The organism is Anaerohalosphaera lusitana (assembly GCF_002007645.1).
In the GTDB taxonomy this organism is placed as follows: Bacteria; Planctomycetota; Phycisphaerae; order Sedimentisphaerales; family Anaerohalosphaeraceae; genus Anaerohalosphaera; species Anaerohalosphaera lusitana.
The window spans coordinates 2,777,304-2,799,264 of sequence record NZ_CP019791.1; the positions used below are offsets into that span (position 1 = coordinate 2,777,304).

A 21,961-nucleotide genomic window follows, 5' to 3' on the forward strand; every position below is an offset into this window, starting at 1 on the left:
AAATTGGTTCATCACGGAATACCGGGGAATGCTGCTCTTATTCTCAGGAAGAAATATTCATCGTCTCGATAGCCGTATGCCTGTCGCTTGATGGTTTTGATCTTGTTATTGATCCCCTCCAGCAGTGACGTATGCAGCGGCCATCTGCTGTGTGCGATGATTCCGGCGGCGTATTTGCTCAGCCTTTTGGCAAACTTCATCAGCGGCTCAATCCCGCTTTGCATGGCTCGATCGAGCCACTGACCCCAGCACGATTCGGCGGCCTTGCGATCGCTCAGATTCCACAGCAGCTTGAGATCATCCTTCATCACGTAGGTCGTCATCAGCGACTCGTTGGCGGCCAACAGCTCATCGAGGCGAACCAGGTCCTCAGGCTTTTCGATGTTCTCACGATTGCGAAGCAGCAGCCAGCGCGAGCCCTTGATCACCCTGCGGGCGGGCTTGTCGTCTCGTAGTCGATTGGCCTGATCGACCCTGACCCGATCGATCACTTCACGGCCGTACTTGGCCACGACATGGAACAGATCATAAACTATTTCTGCCTGCGGACAATGCAGCTGAACCTCCTGCTCGAAGCTGGCGTTCATGTCCATTGCTACTGCTTTGATGTCTTTGCAGCGGTCGCCGAGCATTTCGAAGAATGGCCTGATAGAGGCTCTCGAACGCCCTCGGCCCACCCAGAGCACTTTCTTGCAGGTCGGATCGATGATAACCGTTGCATATCTGTGGCCCTTTTGAATGGCGAATTCATCCATCGCCAGCAGCTCCACATTCGACAGGTCGACAGGGCCCAGCTTCTTCTTGAGATGCCGCTTGTGGATGTCCTTGACGGTCGACCAGGACAGCGAAAAATACTCGGCCACATGCTTTATGCTCATCACATCACACAGCCTGGCGACCGATTCGACCAGCCGGGTAGTGTGGCGGCTGTAACGGTCCAGCCAGGAGATTCGTTCAAGCTTCGGCCCGCATCTGGGGCACAGCAGACGCCTTCGGTGAACGAGCAGGTGGGTAGTCTTGTCGAAGACCGGCAGATCGCGGATCCAACGCTGGACGGTCTCGTGAACGCTGCTGCATTCCTGGCCGCAGCCGTCGCAAATTCCATGGCCATATTCAGGTATCAATTCGACCCAGAATTCAGGGCCTTTCTTAGCAGGCCCAACAGTTCCAACACGATATCCTTCCCATTGGCCGAGTTTTTTGATAAGATGTTGTCCAGTCAACGGCAGTCTCCTTTGAGCTAATAGTCGGGTAACTAAAAGCTACAAAGTACTGCCGTTGATGTCTATTTCCCCGGTATTCCGTGATGAACCTAAAAATTTTCTCCCCTTTTTCTCATACTTTTGCATACCTTTTGCTCGTTTTGTGCCCACTTTTGCTCAGTTCTGCTTAGTTTCTCAGCACCATAATTCCCGCCCAAACCGTACAATCTGCACAAAAGCAACTGGTACGCATACACTGCCTGAAAATTCGTATCACAAGTCCAGAACTGCTTTAAGCGGCATGCTCTTGTAGTCGATGACCTTCATACTGCAATCAAATGATTACTTATGACTTTGGTATGAGGTCGTATGAGCAAGCTCTTAGAGATTTTCGGCAAGGGTATTTCCATAAATACAGCAGATCTGATATGGCACTGGCTTAACACTCTGGTGTCAGCAAATGGACCCGATTCAACACCATCTACAGGCGAACTGCAAACGGTTATTGAGCTCCTGGGCCAGATGGAGCTCGAAAAAGCCCGCGAAACACTCCGATTCTATCAGTTTGAGAATCCAGACTGTATATTCGGCAAAATGGCCGACGTGGCCGGTCTGTTCCATGAGCACAAGATACCCCAGGCCCTGGAGATCCTCACGGACGCGTATCGCTCTAAACCCAATAATACAATGGTCTTATACGCAATAGGCTACTGTCACGAAAGGCTGGGCGACCACGAACAGGCGATAGCTTTTTATCAGGACTGTCTGAAATTTAAAAACCACCTTCAACTCCCAAGACAACGGCTGGCAGCGATTTTCTTCCGGCAGGGACGTCTGGACCGTGTAATAGACGAGTATCAGCGTCTGGTGGCTGAATATCCCAATGACGTCTCCTCACAAGTTATCCTTGGCTATCTTTTGGCTGCCGATCATCAGTGGCACCTCGCCGCCGACTCATTCAATATGGCCATTCTGTCACATCCGGACAATTTTTCCGATCCTTCAGAACCCGAAGAAGCAGAGCTCGTTGAACAGGGTAACTACGATTATGCACTGGAAAGAGTACAATGGCTGATGGATCAGATGGGTGAAATGCCAGATCTGCACGTAAGAATGGCCGATATATACAAGGCTGCCGGGGACGGTTCGACCGCTCAGGTACACCTTGAAAGGGCCCTTCAGCTCCAGCCAGATTATCTGGAAGCAGCTATAAAACTTGGTACGCACCATTTGCGCCAGGGCAGATATGTTACCGCAGCGGCCCAGTTCAACCGGGCTGTGGAGATCAACGATGAGATCGTGGATGCATATGCCGGTCTGGCTGCGGCACAAGAACTGTCCGGAGACAGCGATGCAGCTTATGGGACGTTGTCGCTGGCGTCCGCAATTCAGCAAAATACGGTTCTTTTGTTTGCCGAAACTGCATCTTTGAATCTATTAGCCATTTTGAGGCACACAGGCGAGGATTGCGATTACAAAAGCGGCTCAGGACAGCTTCTCAAGCGTGTACTGGATGCACACAGAAAGAAAATACTTCATAAGCCGGACAGTGCGGATGGTCAGTATAAGTACGGCATATTGATGCTTGCCGCTGGTGATCGCGAGCAGGCTCGGGTAGCATTTGAAAAGGCACTGCAAATAAATCCCACGCATTATCGCGCGAGGACCAAACTGACAATGTGTCTTTTCGAAATGGATCAAAAGCGCCGGGCCATAAACAATCTGACAACACTGGATTCGCTGGAACGTGAATCATTGAATCTGCATTACCAGACGGCGCTGCTATACTGTGACCGCCGCAAATTTGCCGACGCACTTGGCACGCTCAATAATCACGTCCAGGAAAGGATCGCAGGCGCGGAGGTCGTAGTGAACATCGAGGTTGTTCTGGAAAACCTCGGGCTGATGGATCGCGCCGTCGCAAGTTGGGAACGACTGACAGAATTAGCTACAGGCACACTCAGTCAGAGCTGAACGGCTGACTGAATTAGCTTCGGATGCACTTAATCAGTGTACAGCTAAAAACCAAAAATCCTTCCTGAGTGTTCCATAAAGCAGATTTTGGCTGAAATCCATGCCCATAGATCGAATCTTAGCCCAATGCAACATAACATATATTATGGGACGTTCAATGTTATCTCACTTTCAGGGTTTGGTCCTCAGTGATGCTTTATGTTATGTGGGTATCATTCAAGGTCTATCTCAGCAATTGATGCCCACGGGGAATTTTGTGTTTGTGGGCTTAGGCAAATGATACGAATTCCGGCGGTTGTGTAAGTCTTTCCAAACTCGACTGTCTTCCAGTCATCGTCGGAAGACAGTTCGGTCAGGCTCGCGATGCTTTGCCAATTGTTGTCTGCTTTTAGCTGGACTGTTATAGTTTTGATGTCGCCGTTGCTGTTTGAATCCTGTCTTGGGAGGATTCTGAGGCCGGTTACAGTAGTTGGTTTCGGCAAAGTTATTTCGATATGGTGCGGGTAATCAGTTTCGATCTCTCCCCAAGGTGTGTGCCAGATTGTTGCTGGGTCATCGTCAAATGCATTTCTAGCTGGGTTCTGGCTTGCTTCACTGTCGGCGTGGACATTCGCTCTAAGCTTAGTAAGTTGCTTTTCAGACTTAAATATGCCTTTAATCTGGTCCTCGGTGATCCTTATTTCGGGAGTAAATTTTCCGGAATTCATGTATTTCAGCAGACTAGCCCTCAGTTGACGAGCGGCAGGCCTTTCCTGGAGAACGTTCTGAATATCCGCGCTGCATACGAGCAATTTACCCGCATGAAGTTTTGCCTCAAAAACCAGGCCCAAACGACGGCTCGTAACCCAGTCGTCAATAACCTGCACGATGGGACGCAGTCCGGGGGGCAGATCATTCAAGATCATTGCATCGCTCTTGCTTATTATATCCCACCATTGCCAGTCGGAGTAATAATCGGTCGGGAATACTTCTAAGGCAGGGTGGTCAGGTTCACAAATTATGCCCAGTGTATGAGGCGCCTGTCTGCGGGTCCATGCTGTGTTCCAGAAGATACTCGAAAAACCGATCTTAACTTTTCCAAGCTCATCACCTGCCGGCATCCCGCGTTCGGGCAGCAGGAGTACTTTACCGCCCTTTTTAAGCTTTGCTACGGCAGCTTCATCAAGATAATCTGTGATATATATCTGTCCAGGTACCTGGGTTGATATGTTCGCAGGATAGATCCAGAAGTCCCAATCATTGACGTATTCCGTGCCGGCGATCGTCACTTCAAGGTTCATCTTACATGCGTCTTTGATCTCTGTGAGCGGCAACGAGATATTGCCGATCATTCCTGTATTGCCTATCTTCAGATGCTTGCCTTTGAAAGTACCTGAAGCAAAAGTCCTGGCGTCTGCAGATTTAACAGTCCACAGTATATCTGCATCCTCGATCGGACTCGGGCCATAATTGGCAATTTCGACACTCGCTTTGAAATTTTCGTCGCTGGTCCAGACGCGTTTTTCCATTCTCGTCAGCGGTACGGTCTCGCAACTGAAGCGGTGATATTCTTCTGCAGTGACGTATCCTTTTTCATCCCAAAAGGGGTCCAACACCCCTACAAGTGCAGTCCCCTGCCCGGGGAAATCGTGCAGATCAAGCAGTTGGAAACCACCAAAGCCAGGCGTCCTCAGTGACGATTCAATGTCCTCCTTGTAACAAATTGTCTGGAGCTTGCCCGAGGCCATCAGGAAATCATGTGCCTGGTCCAGCAGGCCGTTTTCTTCAAGCCTGTCACTGAAAATATCAAAGTTATATGCACGTGTGACGCCGGTATATTTTTTACGTTCTTCGAGGTTTGGAAAAACGCACCATTGTCCTATCTCGTGACTTACGAGCGGTTTATCATACCTTTTGACCCAGTTCGAATAATCAGTTGTCGTTTCAGGAGCCTTTGCGTTGATCCTGCTTCGCAGTCCTGCTCCCCAAGCCTGTATTCGCGGTCCTGGAGTGCTATGGAAGTCGTTCGGAGGTATTAAAGGCCAGCCCGCGGCACTGGTGTAAAGGCGTCTGTCGTCTTTTTTCTTCCAGTAATTTACCAATTCAGCGAGATATTTTTTCTGATTGCCGCCGCCCGGTTCGTTACCATATGCCATCATGATAAAGGATGGATGGTTGCCGTACTCTTTAAGTATTTTGTCGCCTTCATCATAGATGAACTGGTCAATAGGCTGACCATTGCCGATTGTCGCCCATGCACCACATTCTACCTGCAGGAAGAAGCCGACTTCGTCGGCCGCTATGAACGCAGCTTTCGGGGGGCACCACGAATGAAATCTAATGTGATTCAATCCATGCTCTTTGCATATGCTGATTATGCGTTTCCATGCATCTACGTTGGTTGGCGGGTAGCCTGTCAGAGGGAATATGCAGCACTCCAGTGTTCCGCGGAGGAATGTCTTGCGGCCATTGATTGCGATTTGTGTTTGATCTGCAGTGACCTCGCGCATACCGAACGTGTCATCTTGGGAGTCAGAAAAGTCTTCACCTTCGATTTGTGTGACCATCTTGTATAGATTCGGCGAGAATTCATCCCAAAGCAAACTGTCCTCGCCCATTTTGTAAGTGACCTCGACAATCTGTTCTTTTTGGCCGGTGAGATTGACAGGAACATTAATTTCGTCGGGTGTATGGCTGGTGCCCGAGGTGGCCGAATGGGCCGAAAGCTTCAATCTGCAATTGCCTTTGACGTTAGCAAAATTCTTGAGGCTGATCTTAACGCTCGCAATTCGTTTGTCAGTGTCAGGATATATCTGCACGTCATCTATAGTCACGGAATCGGTACTTCCAAGATAAATGTCACCAACGATGCCATTCCAGTTTGTCTGGGTATGATCGGAGACGCTGTGTGCATCATCACCAACCGCGATCTTTACTGTGTTGTCCACGCAGATAGTCATCGTGTGCTTGCCCGGTTTAAGATTACCAAGTGAATAACGATGGGGTGTGCCGAGACTGTTTTGGACACCAATCTCTTTGCCGTTGAGCCAGACTCTGGTTTCCCAGTGACAACGTTCCAGATTTAAATAGACATACCTGCCCTGCCAGTCATCAGGAATTTTGAATTCGCGTTGATACCATGCCGGCCCGACGTAATATTTAACGGGTGTCAGCCAGAAAGGAACCTTGACACGCCCTTCCTGGCGATACTTTGCATAATCGTCACTCGTGAACCAGGGACTGTTCTGTGTGCCGCCGGTCCATTCGGTCTCCATGGTAATGTTTTCGCCCAGGCCGTTTTCGGTGAGCGAGCCGGGCAGTTGTACTGTTTGAGCCTGTACGTGTGGATCCCATGTTTTTTGGTCGGCCCTGCTTTGCAATTGTACCTTCCATTGGCCGGAGAGGTTCATTCTGTCTACAGAAGCAAAACAGAACACTCCTGAGCATGCGAATATCAAAAAAATTACAAACAGCTTTTTCATTACAAGTCCTTTACAGATATGGTTTCAATGCCCTGAAATAAAAGGGATCGACCAGAAGTCGGATCCCTTTGAAGGTTTCACTAGTTGCAGTTTAACTTATAGGCGAGCTAATCATACCCAGCCGCTGTCGTCACGCATGCTGACGGGGGGCTTGAGTATTTCCGAAAAGATGACTGCCTTTCTCAATGACTGCGGATCCTGGAGCCCTTTGGCGATATCACGTGTCAGACTCGGCACCTCCATGCCCTGCTGTTCGCTTTCCTGCATGGCTTGCTCCATCGACTTGATCTCGGGTGTCTGCTGTATCTCTTCGGACTTAAGACCGGTCCTTGCAAGCTCACGGGCCTCTTCACGCTTCTGGCGTGCCAGTCGCTGCCAGGGGCTTTCCTCATCTGCGCGATGAGGCGTCACATGTCTATCCTCATCACGACGCGCTTTTCGTGACGCCCTCGATTCCGTTTGCAGCGTTCTGCCCTTAGTTTCTTCCCTGGGTGATTTCACATCACGCGGGCTTCTTGGCTGTTTGGCTGGTTTCGCCGGCGAACTTTTCTTCTGCTGCTGGAAGAACTTGGCGATACCGCCAATAATGTAGAGCAAGAACACTATAACCGGTATCACCCAACTGAAGTCAGGCGGCCCGTTGTCCGCTATAATAATATATGTAAGAAAATCCACCATGATCTACTATTCCTCTTCGCGTTCTCCCTGGCGACGTTTCTGTTGTTCCTGCTGCTCTTCGTCCGATGTGCCGGCTATCGCATCTCTCATGGCTGTATCGGAATTGATGTTTTTCATACGATAATAATCCATGATGCCAAGGTGTCCGTCACGGAATGCCTGCGAGATCGCCTTTGGAACTTCGGCTTCTGCGAGGACGACCTTTGCACGGTTTTCGTGAACAAGCGCCTTCATCTCTTCCTTGCGAGCTATCGCCATTGCCCTGCGTTTTTCAGCTTCAGCCTTGGCACGTTCCTGATCGGCGTATGCCTGGGCCTTCTGCAGCTGGGCACCAATGTTGTCTCCGACGTCCACGTCCGCGATATCGATCGAGAGAATTTCAAACGCGGTGCCGGCATCGAGACCTTTTTCCAGCACAGCCTTGGAAATGTTGTCCGGATTTTCGAGAACGCTCTTGTGGTTGACTGCGCTGCCGATAGTTGTCACAATACCTTCACCGACGCGGGCGATGATGGTTTCCTCAGTCGCTCCGCCGATAAGACGTTCGATGTTTGCACGGACAGTTACGCGGGCCTTGGCTTTTAGCTGGATGCCGTCCTGGGCAACCGCATCTACGGTCGAACGGCCCTGGGTGGGATTTGGACAGTCGATGACTTTCGGGTTTACCGAAGTCTGCACAGCATCAAGGATGTCGCGGCCGGCCAGGTCGATCGCAGTGGCGGTATTCCATGTCAATTCGATGTTTGCCCGATTGGCTGCGATGAGGGCGCGGACCACGTTCGGCACGCGACCGCCGGCAAGGTAATGGCTTTCGAGTTCACGCGTACTGATTTCAATGCCTGCCTGAATCGCTGTGATCTTGCTGAGCACGATCGTACGGGGCTCGACCTTTCGCAGGTACATGCCGATCAGTTCAGAAAAGCGAACATCTGCTCTGGACAGCTTTGCCTGCAGCCATAACTTGAAAAATACCGCTATGACAAAAGCGAATATTAAAAGGAACACACCGACAATGATCGCCAGTGCGATGAAAAAGATTCTTCCCGCCGCAGATGCGGCCAACACGGTAGTAAGAGCGTCTAACATTTTTAAACCCTTTCCTCTGATTCAATTGGTCGTACGGTAACTTTCATTCCCTGCACGCGTATTACTTTTACTTTTTTGCCTTTGGGCACATAAGCGCGGTCAGCAACGCATTCGATTCTTTTGCCGTCGAATTCGCATTGCCCGACCGGTCTCATGGCTGAGAGTACTATTCCGGTTTGGCCGGTCAATTTGCTCAGCCTGTCTCCGTCCGGGACCGCATCGCCGCGGTCGCGTGTCGGCGGCTGAAGTGTGACCGACTTGCCGAATTTTGTTTTTGGGAACTGTTTGTAAGCAAATATCAGTGTTGCGGGTATCAGGACAATTGCAAGTACTACGCCGCCGATGCCCGCTTCTGTGCTGTGACGAAAGAATAGCGCGACGCCACCACCTAAGGCTGTCAGGGCGAATATCGAGATTATGCCGCCCGACGGCACGAATACCTCGGCTACAAACAGGGCCGCGGAAACCAGATATAAGAATATGGCCAGCAGAAGCCACCAATCCATTGTTTACTCCTGACAAATAATTTTCAGTCCTCTTGTTGCTGGGAACATTTTTTGACAACTATTCGATTGCCGTGGATCTCGACGATCTCGACCGGTGTTGAGCTTGGCAGAAACTGTGCCTGTGCGACAACATCGACGACGACATCGCCGAACCGAGCGCTGCCGCAAGGTCTCAGCGGGGAGGTAACAACACCCGTGTCGCCGACGTGGACTTTCTGGAAGTCGGAAGCAGCGACTTCAGGTGTTGCAGAAATTTCGGCGGTTGCGAAATCACTTGTTGACGCCGGGGACAGAATCAGCCCGCTCAGGAATTGTATTTTCGGCAGGAAACGCCCTACCGCGATTGCGCCCGCGATGAACGCGATGAAGCCGACGAGCATGCTGAGCATGCCCTGTATGAACAGGTCCCAGTCGAATTCGGTTTGCGGCCATGGGATCTCATCCGGTGCGTTTCTGATCAGCATGCCGAAGATGCCCAGCGCGATGCAGATTATGCCGGCAATACCCGCGACGCCGAAACCTGGTATGATGAATATCTCCACCGCGAGCAGAATCAGGCCCAGTACAAGTATGGCGACCTCGACCCAGTTTGCCATGCCGATGAGGTATTTGCTGCCGACCAGAGTGACAACGCAGATCACTGCTACGAGGCCGGGCAGTCCGAGGCCTGGCGTATTTAGCTCGATGTATGCACCAAGTAAGGCGAGCATTACAAGTATGCTGGCGACGGCTGGGGAGTTGAGCATGCGGACCATCTGCTCGGACCAGTTCGGTTTGTAAATTATTGTATCGCCAGTGAATTTGATGCCGTCGCGCTCGGCGATGAAATCTAAGGCGCCCTGGAAATCGTCTACGACCGCCCTTGCGACGCCGTATTTTTCCGCGTCGGAGGCTGTGAGGGTCAGTATCCTTTCGTCTGAAATGATGAGTTCCTTTTCGTCCAGGGCGTACTTTTGCGAGCCCTCTGGCAGGTTTTCTGCTTCGAAGAATTCGAACTCACCTGTTTCGAGGTTCTTCACCCGGTAAACGGCAATGCCCTGAGAGACCATCGCCTTTAGCAGAGGCTCGGGATAGTTGTTGGCCTCGGCGGCTCGTTCGAATATGGCGCGGATAAAGCTTTCCTGCTTTTCACGTTCGACGCCTTCGAGTTTGCCGCCCATTACGATCGGTGCTGAATCGCCGATCGTTGTGTTTTCACGCATTATGATGTCCTGGCAGGAAACGCTGATCATCGCGCCGGCGGAGATTGCCTGGGTGGAGACATAGGCTACTGTGTGGACATCAGGATACAGTGACGGCACCTTGAGTATCAGGTACTTGGAAATATCATCGGCTGATTTGACCAGTCCGCCATAGGTGTCTATCTCGTAGAATAGATAAGTCGCCCCGTTTTCGACGGCTTCGGTGGTTCTTCGCTTTATTGATTCGAAGAGTCCATCGTCGATCAGGCCTCTGCAGGGGATTCTGGCTGATTGTGTTGTCGTGACATTGGGTGAGTCGCCGTTCCCGGACTCATTCTGGGTCTCGGATTGTGCCGTGACCGCCCTTCCGAGGCAGACGCACAGCCAGAGAAGTGCCAGAGTCAGAAGAAATCTGTTAAAGTTGCAATGGTGTGTCCTCATAATGGAGATTCTAGCGGGGTTGTGCGTGGCTGGCAAGTATAAATTGGGTTTAAGTGGGGGTTATGTCAGTTTAATCTATTTGCGCGTAAAAAAAGCCGACAAGCGGCAAAACCTGTCGGCATTTGTGAATGATTTGCCATAAGCCTATTTTGCAAGACTTCTCAGGATATCGAGGCCTTGTTTGATCTTGTCGTTTGTCGTCGCGTAGCTGATGCGGAAGTGCGTGTCCTTTTCGCTGAAGACATTGCCGGGGATGATGAGTACATTGTTTTCGATGGCCTTTTCCACGAATGCGGTGGCTGAGTCATAAGAATCAGGGGCCTTTACGAATGTGTAGAACGCTCCGCCGGACTTTACGAGCTCGAAATCGTCCTTGAGGCCTTCGTAAACCAGGTCGCGTTTGACCTTGTAGTCGGCGACGTAGCCGGATATGTCAGTATCGATCGCTGTTATTGCTGCCTTCTGGAAAGGCGTGGGTGCACAGACGAACGTGTACTGCTGTATTTTGATCATCTCTTCGAGTACAGGTTTGAGTACCGGTTTTACGGCAGCGTAGCCGAGCCTCCAGCCGGTCATTGCGTATGCCTTGCTGAATCCTTTAACGAGGATCGTTTTGTCATAATGGTTGGCGATGCTCGGGCACGGCTCGTCGTAGCAGAAGGCATCATATATTTCGTCGCTCATGACGATGGTGCCGTTCTTTTCGGCTACTTCTGCGATGCCGCGAAGGTCCTCATCGGAATAGACGGTTCCGGTGGGGTTGGAAGGCGAATTGAGTATGATCAGCTTTGTTTTGGGTGTGATGGCATCGGCAACCTTTTGAGCCGGGAGCTTGAAGTCCGGGTAGGTGTCCACGAATACGCACTTGCCGCCGAGCATGTTGATCATGTGCTTGTAGATCACGAAATACGGGTCGGGAACGATGACCTCGTCGCCGGGGTTTATGAGCGACATGAAAATAAGCTGCAAAGCACCGCTGACACCTGAGGTTACCAGCACCTCGGGATCATTCCAGCCATAGTCCTCTTTTACAAGTCCCTGCAGCTTAGTCAGCAGTTCTGCATCGCCGTTTGTCTGTGAATAACGGTTTGCACCATCTTGTACAGCCTTTATTGCTCGTTCTTTGATCGGTTCGGGTACGTCGAAGTCCGGCAAGCCGATCGAAAGATTGATTGGGTCCTTGAGCGAGGCCGCCAGTGCGAAAACTTTACGTATACCGCTGGCGTCAATAGCTGCCGTTCTGTCAGCAAGTACGTTCTGCATATCCATGATAACTCCTTACTATGCGCAAAAAAAGCCGCCTGGGCACAACGTAAGCGCAGCCAAGGCGGCATGAAGTCTAAAAAACCTGAAGACTTACTTCCCTACTGGGCCCTTACGGTTGCCGACCTTTGGCAGGCCGGTCACGCCGTCACCTTCGCTCCAGCGGTCTTCCTGCTTCAGCCTTTTGATGCGTTCTGCTCTTGAAAGAACATTGCGGTGTCTGCTCAAAGCACTCTTGATTTTCAGTGAACGGTCAATAGACATCGTCAAAACTCCTATAACTTGCTTTCGTTAATTCCATATACTGTATTAAACGAAAAAGGTTTATAACCCTCGGGCGGATCATAATCCTTTCCAACCTTTTTTATATTTGCGATCGGGCGTTTCATATCAGAGAGCCCGGCATATTTTTCGCTGCTAACCAACAACCAGGTCCGGCCGGTCCCGATCAACTCGGAGCCAATGCCGTGGCCGGCAAAAAACTCCTGAACGGCCTGCAACTGCTTCTTGTCTGAGTTGCTGGCAATAACTATCGCGTTATCCTTGTCAGCTTGATCTATTATTGTGCCGCCAGTAACGTGGATCTCAGACGCATTACCGCTGGATGCCGTCGATTCACTACTAGTTCTGTCGCCCGTTTGGGCCGGCTGTCGAGGAGATGCAACCGCACCAGAATCGGACCCTGCCGGCTGTTGTCTGTCTTCTTTATTCAGTTGTGAAAGCACTATTACTATGCCGAGTGCAACAAAAAAGGCTATGGCCGGTATCTTCAACTTCGACCAGTTGAGGCTTACCAGCTCTGAGACAGCCCTTTTAGCCCGGCGAGCTGAACGCTCTTTGCGGTCAACCCGGTCCTGACTGTCAGAGCGAGAGACAGCAACTTCATACAATACCTTTTTTGGGCGTCTTTTGGCCATAGCAATGGCGACACTCCAATATCTAATACGTACAGCCAGAGGCGGATAAGTGGTTGTTAAGCGCACAGAATCCACTTGCCTGTACCGGTAAACCGTCAGTTTAGTAGAACTGAATGCGGCATGCAACCTCAAAATCGGCTGAAGGTACAAATTTGTGCAGTATTTTACCTTGACAAACAGCCATCAGCAAGCTAATTAGTCATCTTTTCAATTATTTGCTTTACTCTGCGGTGCCGGTTTGTTAATAAATCGGCTATTGATAGAGTTGCAGACAGCTAACGGGGTGCAGATTGACTGCAATCTATTCCCTTGTTCGCGTAAAGCTTTATTGTATCTGATCTTAATGTAAGCTCAAGACGGAGTATTTTACCATGTTACCTAAGAAGAAAATCAGCAAGGCGCGTACACGTACCAGACGCAGTCACCACGCTCTGGGTGCTACGAACTATTCGCTTTGCGCCAAGTGCGGCAATGCAAAACTGCCTCACGCTGCATGCGACAAATGCGGCTATGTTAATTCGAAGATCACTCTCGAGCTCGGCAAGGAGGAAACGAGCTAAAAATGCGTATTGCTGTTGACGCTATGGGTGGCGACCATGCCCCTGACGAGATAGTCAAGGGTGTGCTGGAAGCAAGGAAGTGCCTCGACAAGGAAGACGAGCTCGTTCTTATCGGTGTCAAAGAGAAGATTGAGCCTCATTTGCCTTCCAAATGGCGTTTCCCCTCCGGCTTGTCGGTGGTCGATGCGCCTGAGATAATAGGCATGGACGAAGCTCCAGTGGAAGCTCTTCGCAAGAAGAAGAAGAGCTCGATCGCGCTTATGGCCAAAATGGCTGCGTCCGGGGAGTTTGACACAATTATATCGGCCGGCAATACCGGAGCCTGCGTTGCTGCATGCCAGCTTCGCATGCGAAACCTGGAAGGTGTGAACCGACCGGGCATCGCTGTGACACTGCCTACGTTCGGCGGACCTGTGACGGTTTGCGATGTGGGTGCCAATGTTGCGTGCAAACCCATTAATCTGTATCAGTACGCAGTTATGTCGAGCGTTTATGCAAGGCGTATGCTGGGCATTGAGAATCCCAGAGTAGCTCTGATGGGTATCGGGGCCGAAGCGGGTAAGGGCAACACACTGGTCAAGAGGACCAGAGAGCTGCTCGATGCCGACGAGAATATAAACTTTATCGGCAACATCGAAGGCCGTGATATTTTTGACGGCACATGCGATGTCGCGATCTGCGAAGGATTTGTCGGCAATGTCGTACTCAAGCTCACAGAGGGCCTGGTAGACGGCCTGTTTCGTGCTATAAAGCAGGAACTGCTGGACGAAGGTTTAAGGCTTGCAATGAAGTTCAAGCCCGTTATGATGCGCATCTATCAGAAGTATGACTATCACGAGTACGGAGGTGCCCTTTTGCTTGGCGTTAACGGCAACAGCATCATCTGTCACGGTACCAGCAAGAGTCGTACCATCAAAAACGCTATTATGGCGTCCAAAAAATTCGTTAATATGGAAATAAACGAGGCGATTGTCGAGTACTTGTCGACTTCCACAGTGAGGCCTAACAGTGAATGAGGCAAAGTTAGCAGGCGAATATTTCAATGCCGTAATCGCAGGCACTGGCAGCGCGGTTCCGGAAAATACATTGACCAATGAGGATCTGACCAAAATCGTCGATACATCCGACGAGTGGATCAGCACGCGTACCGGGATGAAGGTGCGTCACATCTCCGGTGATGACGATACCACTGCGACGCTGGCGGCAAGTGCCTCCAAAGAGGCCCTTGCGGACGCAGGCGTTTCGGCAGAAGATGTGGATCTGATAATCTGTGCGACCATAACGCCGGAGATGGTGTTTCCGTCCACGGCATGCTTTGTGCAGGATATGATCGGTGCAAAAAATGCATGGGCATTTGATCTTTCGGCTGCGTGCAGCGGGTTTGTTTACGCCCTTTCGGTTGCCACGCGATTTGTAACTTGCGGCAAGTATGACAATGTACTCGTTATCGGTGCTGAAACGCTCAGCAAGATAACTGATTACGAGGACCGCAACAGTTGCGTACTTTTCGGCGATGGTGCAGGCGCAGTGGTGCTCAAGAAATCCGAGCAAGGTGATGCAGGCGTTAAGTATAGCTGCAGCTGGTCCGACGGCAGCGGCTGGACGGCCTTGAATTGCCAGGCGTATGGTTCAAGGCACCCGGTCAGCAAGCCGCTTGACGATCCTAAGAAGGTTTATATGAATCTCAACGGCCGGGAAGTTTATCAGACGGCTGTACGGCGTATTGTCGAACTTGTCAATGAATGTCTGAACAAATGTAACCTCGATATCAGCGACATTGACATGTTTATTCCGCATCAGATGAATGCAAGAATTATTGAGTCTGTTGCTAAACGGCTCAAGTTCGGCAAGGACAACGTCTTTATTAATATTGAGAAGTACGGCAATACATCGGCAGCGTCAATACCGCTGGCCTTGGATGATTGCATCAAGGATGGAAAAGTGAAATCAGGCGACACAATTCTGCTCGCTGCGTTTGGTGCGGGGCTGACGTGGGGAGCTACGGTTATTCAACTGTAGCCAGTCGCTGAAATTTTGAGGAAGGTTCAGGATGAAGACAGCATTTCTGTTTCCAGGACAGGGCGCTCAGTTCGTGGGCATGGGAAAGGATCTCGCGGAGGAATTCGAGGTTTGTGCGTCAGTGTTCGAAAAGGCCAACAGCATTGTCGGCTACGATCTTCGTGACATCTGCTTTAACGGTCCTGATGAAAAACTTAACAGCACGACCGTTTCACAGCCTGCAATTTTCACGATGTCCGCTGCGATACTGGAACTGCTGAAAACGCTGCCTGAGACAAAGGACATCAAGCCTGATGTTACAGCGGGGTTGAGTCTGGGTGAATATACGGCACTTTATGCAGCAGGCGTGATCAGCTTTGAGGACGGCTTGAAGCTCGTGCAGAAGCGCGGCAACGCGATGCAGGAAGCAGCCGACGCGACTGACGGCTCGATGGTGAGCATCATTGGACTGGAACCTGAAAAGGTCGATGAGCTGTGCGAAGAAGCCGCACAGGGCGAATTGCTCAAGGGCGCAAATTACAATTGCCCCGGCCAGGTCGTCGTGAGCGGTGCCAAGGGCGCCTGCGAGCGAGCGTTGGGTCTTGCTGAGAAATACGGCGCGATGAAGGCGGTAGAATTGAAGGTCGCCGGTGCGTTTCACACTGAGATGATGGCCCCTGCCGGAGACAAACTCAAGGACGCTCTGGATAGCTGCGATGTCAACGAGCCTGCGGATACCAAGGTGATCGCAAATGTGACGGCGGATTATTACAGTGATTCGCAGTCAATACGCAGCGGATTGGTTAATCAGCTCGTCAAGCCTATACTCTGGCAGAAATGCATGGAGAAGCTTCTGGGCGAGGGCGTGGAAGAGTTTTATGAGATCGGCCCGGGAAGGGTTTTGACTGGCCTTATGAGAAGAATCCACCGCAAGACACGGGTTAAGAATATAAGCAAGGCAGAGGCTGTAAAGGACCTCCAGGCCAAGCTCTCCGGTAAATAGAACAAGAATATCATTCTTTGATAGTTGGAGCAAAGTAACAAGATGTCTGATAAGAGATTAGCAGTCGTCACAGGTGCCGCAAGAGGCATCGGACGAGCGATAGTAATGGAACTTCTGAATCAGGGCCACGATGTTGTTGGTCTGGACATTAATACAGAACAGCTCGCTGAGCTTGAGAAAGCGTCCGGCGAGGCGGGTTATCAGGTCAAGACCGCAGCGGTTGACATAACAGACACTGCGAAGCTGACCGAAACTCTGACCCAGATCGACAAAGACGGCGGCGGGATCGGTATTCTCGTCAACAACGCCGGGATTACCAGGGATAAACTGATGATGCAGATGGACGAGGACGACTATGATATTCTGATGTCCGTCAATCTGCGTGCGGCGTTTATGGCGACCAAGGCTGTATTGCGATCGATGATCCGGAACAAGTTCGGCAGAATCATCAATATCAGCTCCGTTGCAGGCGTGATGGGGCAGGCAGGTTCGGCCAACTATGCGGCTAGCAAGTCGGGTTTGATCGGTATGTCGAAGTCTATCGCACGCGAAGTGGGCAAGAAAGGCGTAACCGCCAACTGTATCGCACCGGGCTTTATACAGACAGAGATGACGGAAGTACTCGCTGATGCGGTCAAGAAGGCTGCAATGCAGGCTATACCCATGAAAAAGCTCGGTAAACCCGAAGATATTGCGAAAACAGTAGCATTTCTTGCAAGCGATGACGCAGGGTACATCACAGGGCAGGTGCTCTGCGTTGACGGCGGGATGGCAATGTAAGAAAAATGTAAAAAAGTGTTTGTAACGATGACACAACGCCGGTATATTACCGCGGAAAAGTGTGGTAAAGTTGGGCTGAGTGGCCCAAATCGTATTTGAGAAAAGATATTTAACCGTTTGATTTTAAAGGAGATACCAGTGGCTGATATTGATGTTGCACAGATCGAAGCCAAGGTGATCGAGATCGTAAGCGAACAGATGGGTGTCGATAAGAGCGAAGTTACTCGCGACACTTCCTTCATCAATGATCTTAATGCGGATTCGCTGGACACTGTCGAGCTCGTCATGGAATTTGAAGATGCTTTTGATACGAGCATTCCTGATGAAGAAGCTGAGAAGATCCAGACGGTTGGAGCGGCTATTGACTATATCGTTAAGGTCGCCAACGAGAACGAATAACTAAACTATAGAATCTCATGAGCAGACGTCGAGTAGTAATAACAGGTTTGGGCTGTGTAACGTCGCTGGCTTCATCTTCGGATAAGCTTTTCGCCTCACTTTGTGAAGGCAAGAGCGGAATATCCAAGATCGAATGCTTCGACACCGCAGAATACCCCGTCAAGTTCGGTGGCGAAGTCAAGGACTTTGAGATCTCCGAATGGATAAGTACCCGCGAAGGCAGACGAATGGACCGTTTCACGCAGATGGCACTTGCCTCTGCTATTCAGGCTGTCGAAGACAGCGGGTTGAAGTTTGAGGGTGAAGACGCCGAACGGACCAGTGTGATCATCGGTTCGGGCATTGGAGGCCTCAAGGAGATCGAAGAGCAGCACATCAGATTGCTTGAAAAGGGACCGAGGAAGGTATCGCCCTTCTGTGTTCCGAAGCTGATGGGCAACGCAGCGAGCGGGTGTGTTTCTATACACTATGGGCTCAAGGGCCCGAACATGTGTGTGGTGACTGCATGTGCTTCTGCGGGTAATGCGATTGGTGAAGCTTTCTACAATGTTCTGTCCGGCCGAAGTGATATTTCGGTTACGGGCGGCAGTGAAGCAGCTCTTACGCCGATCGGTCTTGCTTCGTTCTGCTCTTTGAAATCGCTCAGTACGCGTAACGATGATCCGACCAATGCATCACGTCCGTTTGATAAGGATCGTGACGGTTTTGTGCTTTCCGAAGGTGCCGGCATCGTCGTCATCGAGGAATACGAGCACGCCAAAAAACGCGGTGCTGATATTTACTGCGAACTGCTTGGGTATGGCGCGACTGGTGACGCTCATCATATTACAGCACCTGAGCCGGAAGGTCTCGGAGCTGGTGAGGCTATGAAGCTGGCACTGAAGGACAGCGGTCTCAATCCCGGGCAGATCGACTATATCAACGCTCACGGGACAAGTACGCAGTTGAATGATGTCGCTGAAAGCAAGGCTATTCGTAAGGTTTTCGGTGACGACGCTTACAATTTGGCTGTCAGTTCTACTAAGAGCTGTCTTGGTCACCTGCTGGGTGCCAGCGGCGGTGTTGAGCTGATCGCGACATCCAAGGCGATCAAGGAAAGTGTGATACCTCCTACTGCGAACCTTGAAAACGTCGATCCGGAATGTGACGTCAAAATGGACTTTGTGCCAAAGGATGCTCGAGAGAAGGAAGTCAACTACGCGATGAGTAATTCGCTTGGTTTCGGCGGACATAACTGCAGTCTGGTAGTCGGCAAGGTGTGATTAGTTTCCGAGCCTAAAGTTTTTCAGAGCCCCGCTTCGTCGGGGCTTTTTTTAGGTTCATCACGGAATACCGGGGAATGCTGCTCTTATTCTCAGGAAGAAATATTCATCGTCTCGGTAGCCGTATGCCTGTCGCTTGATGGTTTTGATCTTGTTATTGATCCCCTCCAGCAGTGACGTATGCAGCGGCCATCTGCTGTGTGCGATGATTCCGGCGGCGTATTTGCTCAGCCTTTTGGCAAACTTCATCAGCGGCTCAATCCCGCTTTGCATGGCTCGATCGAGCCACTGACCCCAGCACGATTCGGCGGCCTTGCGATCGCTCAGATTCCACAGCAGCTTGAGATCGTCCTTCATCACATAGGTCGTCATCAGCGATTCGTTGGCTGCCAGCAGCTCATCGAGGCGAACCAGATCCTCGGGCTTTTCGATGTTCTCACGATTGCGAAGCAGCAGCCATCGCGAACCCTTGATCACCCTGCGAGCGGGCTTGTCGTCTCTCAGCCGATTGGCCTGATCGACCCTGACCCGATCGATAACTTCACGGCCGTACTTGGCCACGACATGGAACAGATCATAAACTATTTCAGCCTGCGGACAATGCAGCTGAACCTCCTGCTCGAAGCTGGCGTTCATGTCCATCGCTACTGCTTTGATGTCTTTGCAGCGGTCGCCGAGCATTTCGAAGAATGGCCTGATAGAGGCTCTCGAACGCCCTCGTCCCACCCAGAGCACTTTCTTGCAGGTCGGGTCGATGATGACCGTTGCATATCTGTGGCCCTTTTGAATGGCAAATTCATCCATCGCCAGCAGCTCGACATTTGACAGGTCGACAGGGCCGAGCTTCTTCTTGAGATGACGCTTGTGGATGTCCTTGACGGTCGACCAGGACAGCGAAAAATACTCAGACACATGCTTTATGCTCATCACATCACACAGCCGGGCGACCGATTCTACCAGCCGGGTGGTGTGGCGGCTGTAACGGTCCAGCCAGGAGATTCGTTCAAGCTTCGGCCCGCATCTGGGGCACAGCAGACGCCTTCGGTGAACGAGCAGGTGGGTAGTCTTGTCGAAGACCGGCAGATCGCGGATCCAACGCTGGACGGTCTCGTGAACGCTGCTGCATTCCTGGCCGCAGCCGTCACAGGTTCCGAATCCATTTTCCGGGATCAATTCGACCCAGAATTCACGGCCTTTCTTAGCAGGCCCAACAGTTCCAACACGATATCCTTCCCATTGGCCGAGTTTTTTGATAAGATGTTGTCCAGTCAACGGCAGTCTCCTTTGAGCTAATAGTCGGGTAACTAAAAGCTACAAAGTACTGCCGTTGATGTCTATTTCCCCGATATTCCGTGATGAACCTTATTTTTTAAGGTATGCCGCCTAATACTTTCAACAAAAAAAATCAATACCGCAGAAAAACCACACAAGAATAAAGCTATATAAGCAAGATAACTTCCGATAAGAAGGGTAAACGCCTCTTTGAAAGAGAAGAGATGCCATGTAGCATAAGTACATAACAAAGCAACAAAAAGACAGCACCATACTACTATTGAAAAATCTGAAATTGCTGTTTTTTTCATCTTTGTACCTTCCAGTTCTATCAAAGATATTATGGCAAATTTCTACGGATGTCATCTTCCAATCGGTCTCCCCAGGCATCACCGGCTCCACTGTCAATATCCCTAATACTTTCCTCGTCTTCTCGTTCCCAAAATCTCCCTTGATTAGCATAGAAATTACCCGCAAGACGCATACCTATCCAACCGCCATAACCTAAGTGATACACTCCTGCATAACCTGCAATGTAATTTCCAAATTCATTTGCACTCATAACCTTTCCATCGACAATGAATGTGTCATTAAGACGGCCATTGCCAGAAAAATCATATTTCCCATTGGTAGCATGCTACGATGGGTGCCAAGGGAAAGCTCTTACCTCAGCTAATATCTCTTCGGTCTCTGCTTCATCATGATCTTTTCCACACAACCCCCACGGATCCACAAAGTTAAGCGGATTATTTCCGACGTATGTGTACATATTCATGCCGTCGGCGTAGCCTATGGGGTCGGGCTGGAGGAATCGGCCGAGGGTTGGGCTGTACATGCGGGCGCGGTAGTAGTACAGGCCGGTCTCGGGATCGTAGCGTCTGCCGGTGTACATGTAGGGGTTGCCGTATGCTGAGCTTGAAAGTGTAACATCGTCCCCGTCACCCCAGATGCCATTGACCGGCGAATGGATAGTGGTCACACCGAACGCATCGTAGGAGTACTTTTCGACGATGCTGCCGCTGGAATTTGAAAGAGCAACCACGCTGCCGAGTCCATCGTAGTGGTACCAGTAGTATACCGCCAAACCGGACACAGTCAAGGTATATTGTGCCTATTTGCCGTAATCACGCTTACTCTTCTCGACAAAACGATCCCTATTTGCTATACTCTAACACACACCGTAACCAAGGGAGACTTTGAATAGAATGAGCGGCATTGAAAACATAAACGACGATTTCAAACGGGCACTCCTCGAGACCATTCCCTGCTCGGTCTTCATCATAGACAACGCAGGCCGGATCATATACTGGAACAGATCCATTCAGCAGCTCACCGGCTACACCGCCGACGAGGTCCTGGGCTCAGGTTGCGAAAATCTCAAGCTCACCATCTGCGATGAAGGCTCACCGGCAACCTCCATCTGTGCCCATCTGCCCAAAGACAGCGAACACCAAATGGAATGCGAGATCCGCCGCAAGGACGGCTCAGTGGTCCCGGTAGTACGCACAAGCAAGCCCGTCAGGGACTCACGAGGCGAAAACATCGGCGCCATAGAGGCACTCTCGGCGTGACCCTCGTTCAGCTCTGCAAACCCGAGTATGCGGCGGATATTCTCACCACCGACCGCCACACATCCTGCTTTATGCCCTGCACGATGTCGGTGTGGGAGGATGATTCCGGGAAAGTGTACCTGTCAAAGATCAATCTTGGTCTGATGGGCAAGATGTTCGGCGGAAACATAGCCAAAGTCATGGGCGGCCAGGTCGTAAAGGACGAGCATGAAATCCTCAAAGGGCTGCTCAAAGAGTGAGGCAGCGGACGTGTTAGTTTTATAAGTGTCTGACTGATTGAGACTTACGATTGTTGGGCATTTAGATTTTTCTTTGCGATTGGGGATCATTGTCTTATTTCAAAATGTATATTTGATCAGGCGGATTTACTGTTGACCTATCCGACATCACCAGTACACTTTAAGGTA

The 21,961-nt window shown here is 50.7% G+C and carries 23 protein-coding genes; 10 read left to right on the forward strand and 13 right to left on the reverse strand.

Annotated features, from left to right (window positions below; genetic code table 11):
* Positions 1–11: 11 nt before the first annotated feature.
* A complete protein-coding gene (locus STSP2_RS11225) occupies positions 12–1,223 on the reverse strand; it encodes an ISL3 family transposase (RefSeq protein WP_146659741.1) in 1,212 nt (403 codons plus the stop codon).
* A 348-nt stretch (positions 1,224–1,571) separates the two neighbouring features.
* Between STSP2_RS11225 and STSP2_RS11230 the strand changes: the two genes are divergently transcribed.
* Positions 1,572–3,176, forward strand: coding sequence for a tetratricopeptide repeat protein (locus STSP2_RS11230; protein WP_146662703.1), 1,605 nt, complete (start codon positions 1,572–1,574; stop codon positions 3,174–3,176).
* A 212-nt stretch (positions 3,177–3,388) separates the two neighbouring features.
* Here the strand turns inward: STSP2_RS11230 and STSP2_RS11235 are convergent, their stop codons facing one another.
* The 8 genes from STSP2_RS11235 to STSP2_RS11270 all read right to left on the reverse strand — a co-directional run bounded on the left by STSP2_RS11235 (position 3,389) and on the right by STSP2_RS11270 (position 12,682).
* Positions 3,389–6,637 (reverse strand): discoidin domain-containing protein, encoded by a 3,249-nt coding sequence (locus tag STSP2_RS11235; RefSeq protein WP_146662705.1) that lies wholly within the window; start codon positions 6,635–6,637, stop codon positions 3,389–3,391.
* Between the two features lie 111 nt (positions 6,638–6,748).
* Positions 6,749–7,315, reverse strand: coding sequence for a hypothetical protein (locus STSP2_RS11240; protein ID WP_146662707.1), 567 nt, complete (start codon positions 7,313–7,315; stop codon positions 6,749–6,751).
* A gap of 6 nt (positions 7,316–7,321) precedes the next feature.
* A complete protein-coding gene (gene floA / locus STSP2_RS11245) occupies positions 7,322–8,401 on the reverse strand; it encodes a flotillin-like protein FloA (protein WP_146662708.1) in 1,080 nt (359 codons plus the stop codon).
* A gap of 2 nt (positions 8,402–8,403) precedes the next feature.
* Complete coding sequence (locus STSP2_RS11250) at positions 8,404–8,907, reverse strand: NfeD family protein (protein ID WP_146662710.1); 504 nt, start codon at positions 8,905–8,907, stop codon at positions 8,404–8,406.
* Between the two features lie 23 nt (positions 8,908–8,930).
* Positions 8,931–10,529, reverse strand: a complete 1,599-nt coding sequence (locus tag STSP2_RS11255) for an NfeD family protein (protein ID WP_146662712.1) — start codon at positions 10,527–10,529, stop codon at positions 8,931–8,933.
* Positions 10,530–10,673: 144 nt separating this feature from the next.
* The gene (locus STSP2_RS11260; RefSeq protein WP_205847878.1) at positions 10,674–11,798 is read right to left on the reverse strand and encodes a pyridoxal phosphate-dependent aminotransferase; all 1,125 of its coding nucleotides are present in this window, start codon (positions 11,796–11,798) and stop codon (positions 10,674–10,676) included.
* An 87-nt stretch (positions 11,799–11,885) separates the two neighbouring features.
* Positions 11,886–12,056, reverse strand: coding sequence for a small basic protein (locus STSP2_RS11265; RefSeq protein WP_146662714.1), 171 nt, complete (start codon positions 12,054–12,056; stop codon positions 11,886–11,888).
* 11 nt (positions 12,057–12,067) lie between these two features.
* On the reverse strand, positions 12,068–12,682 hold the full coding sequence (locus tag STSP2_RS11270) for a hypothetical protein (protein ID WP_146662716.1): 615 nt from the start codon (positions 12,680–12,682) through the stop codon (positions 12,068–12,070).
* 398 nt (positions 12,683–13,080) lie between these two features.
* Here STSP2_RS11270 and rpmF point away from each other — a divergent pair, with 398 nt between their 5' ends.
* From rpmF to fabF, 7 genes are all read left to right on the forward strand, one after another.
* Complete coding sequence (gene rpmF, locus STSP2_RS11275) at positions 13,081–13,269, forward strand: 50S ribosomal protein L32 (RefSeq protein WP_146662718.1); 189 nt, start codon at positions 13,081–13,083, stop codon at positions 13,267–13,269.
* Positions 13,270–13,271: 2 nt separating this feature from the next.
* Positions 13,272–14,285 carry a phosphate acyltransferase PlsX gene (gene plsX, locus STSP2_RS11280; protein WP_146662720.1) on the forward strand — a complete coding sequence of 338 codons (1,014 nt, stop codon included), beginning with the start codon at positions 13,272–13,274 and terminating at the stop codon, positions 14,283–14,285.
* Positions 14,278–15,288, forward strand: coding sequence for a beta-ketoacyl-ACP synthase III (locus tag STSP2_RS11285; RefSeq protein ID WP_146662722.1), 1,011 nt, complete (start codon positions 14,278–14,280; stop codon positions 15,286–15,288). Before plsX ends, STSP2_RS11285 begins: the two co-directional genes overlap by 8 nt.
* A 31-nt stretch (positions 15,289–15,319) precedes the next feature.
* Entirely contained in the window at positions 15,320–16,270 is a 951-nt protein-coding gene (fabD, locus tag STSP2_RS11290; RefSeq protein WP_146662724.1) for an ACP S-malonyltransferase, read from the forward strand.
* A gap of 42 nt (positions 16,271–16,312) precedes the next feature.
* Entirely contained in the window at positions 16,313–17,050 is a 738-nt protein-coding gene (fabG, locus tag STSP2_RS11295; RefSeq protein ID WP_146662726.1) for a 3-oxoacyl-[acyl-carrier-protein] reductase, read from the forward strand.
* A 147-nt stretch (positions 17,051–17,197) separates the two neighbouring features.
* Positions 17,198–17,449: an acyl carrier protein gene (gene acpP / locus STSP2_RS11300; protein ID WP_146664056.1), complete on the forward strand. Its 252-nt coding sequence runs from the start codon at positions 17,198–17,200 to the stop codon at positions 17,447–17,449.
* Between the two features lie 17 nt (positions 17,450–17,466).
* A complete protein-coding gene (gene fabF, locus STSP2_RS11305; protein ID WP_146662728.1) occupies positions 17,467–18,711 on the forward strand; it encodes a beta-ketoacyl-ACP synthase II in 1,245 nt (414 codons plus the stop codon).
* Between the two features lie 60 nt (positions 18,712–18,771).
* Here fabF and STSP2_RS11310 read toward each other — a convergent pair whose 3' ends face one another.
* The 4 genes from STSP2_RS11310 to STSP2_RS11325 all read right to left on the reverse strand — a co-directional run bounded on the left by STSP2_RS11310 (position 18,772) and on the right by STSP2_RS11325 (position 21,067).
* Positions 18,772–19,983 carry an ISL3 family transposase gene (locus STSP2_RS11310; protein WP_146660278.1) on the reverse strand — a complete coding sequence of 404 codons (1,212 nt, stop codon included), beginning with the start codon at positions 19,981–19,983 and terminating at the stop codon, positions 18,772–18,774.
* Positions 19,984–20,045: 62 nt separating this feature from the next.
* Positions 20,046–20,294 carry a hypothetical protein gene (locus STSP2_RS11315; protein ID WP_169853167.1) on the reverse strand — a complete coding sequence of 83 codons (249 nt, stop codon included), beginning with the start codon at positions 20,292–20,294 and terminating at the stop codon, positions 20,046–20,048.
* Between the two features lie 29 nt (positions 20,295–20,323).
* Positions 20,324–20,545 carry a hypothetical protein gene (locus STSP2_RS11320; protein ID WP_146662732.1) on the reverse strand — a complete coding sequence of 74 codons (222 nt, stop codon included), beginning with the start codon at positions 20,543–20,545 and terminating at the stop codon, positions 20,324–20,326.
* Positions 20,546–20,620: 75 nt separating this feature from the next.
* On the reverse strand, positions 20,621–21,067 hold the full coding sequence (locus tag STSP2_RS11325) for an RHS repeat-associated core domain-containing protein (protein ID WP_146662734.1): 447 nt from the start codon (positions 21,065–21,067) through the stop codon (positions 20,621–20,623).
* Positions 21,068–21,188: 121 nt separating this feature from the next.
* On the opposite strand from STSP2_RS11325, the gene STSP2_RS11330 reads away from it, so the two are divergent.
* The gene (locus STSP2_RS11330; protein ID WP_146662736.1) at positions 21,189–21,554 is read left to right on the forward strand and encodes a PAS domain-containing protein; all 366 of its coding nucleotides are present in this window, start codon (positions 21,189–21,191) and stop codon (positions 21,552–21,554) included.
* Positions 21,551–21,793 (forward strand): DUF302 domain-containing protein, encoded by a 243-nt coding sequence (locus STSP2_RS11335; protein WP_169853169.1) that lies wholly within the window; start codon positions 21,551–21,553, stop codon positions 21,791–21,793. Before STSP2_RS11330 ends, STSP2_RS11335 begins: the two co-directional genes overlap by 4 nt.
* Positions 21,794–21,961 lie beyond the last annotated feature (168 nt).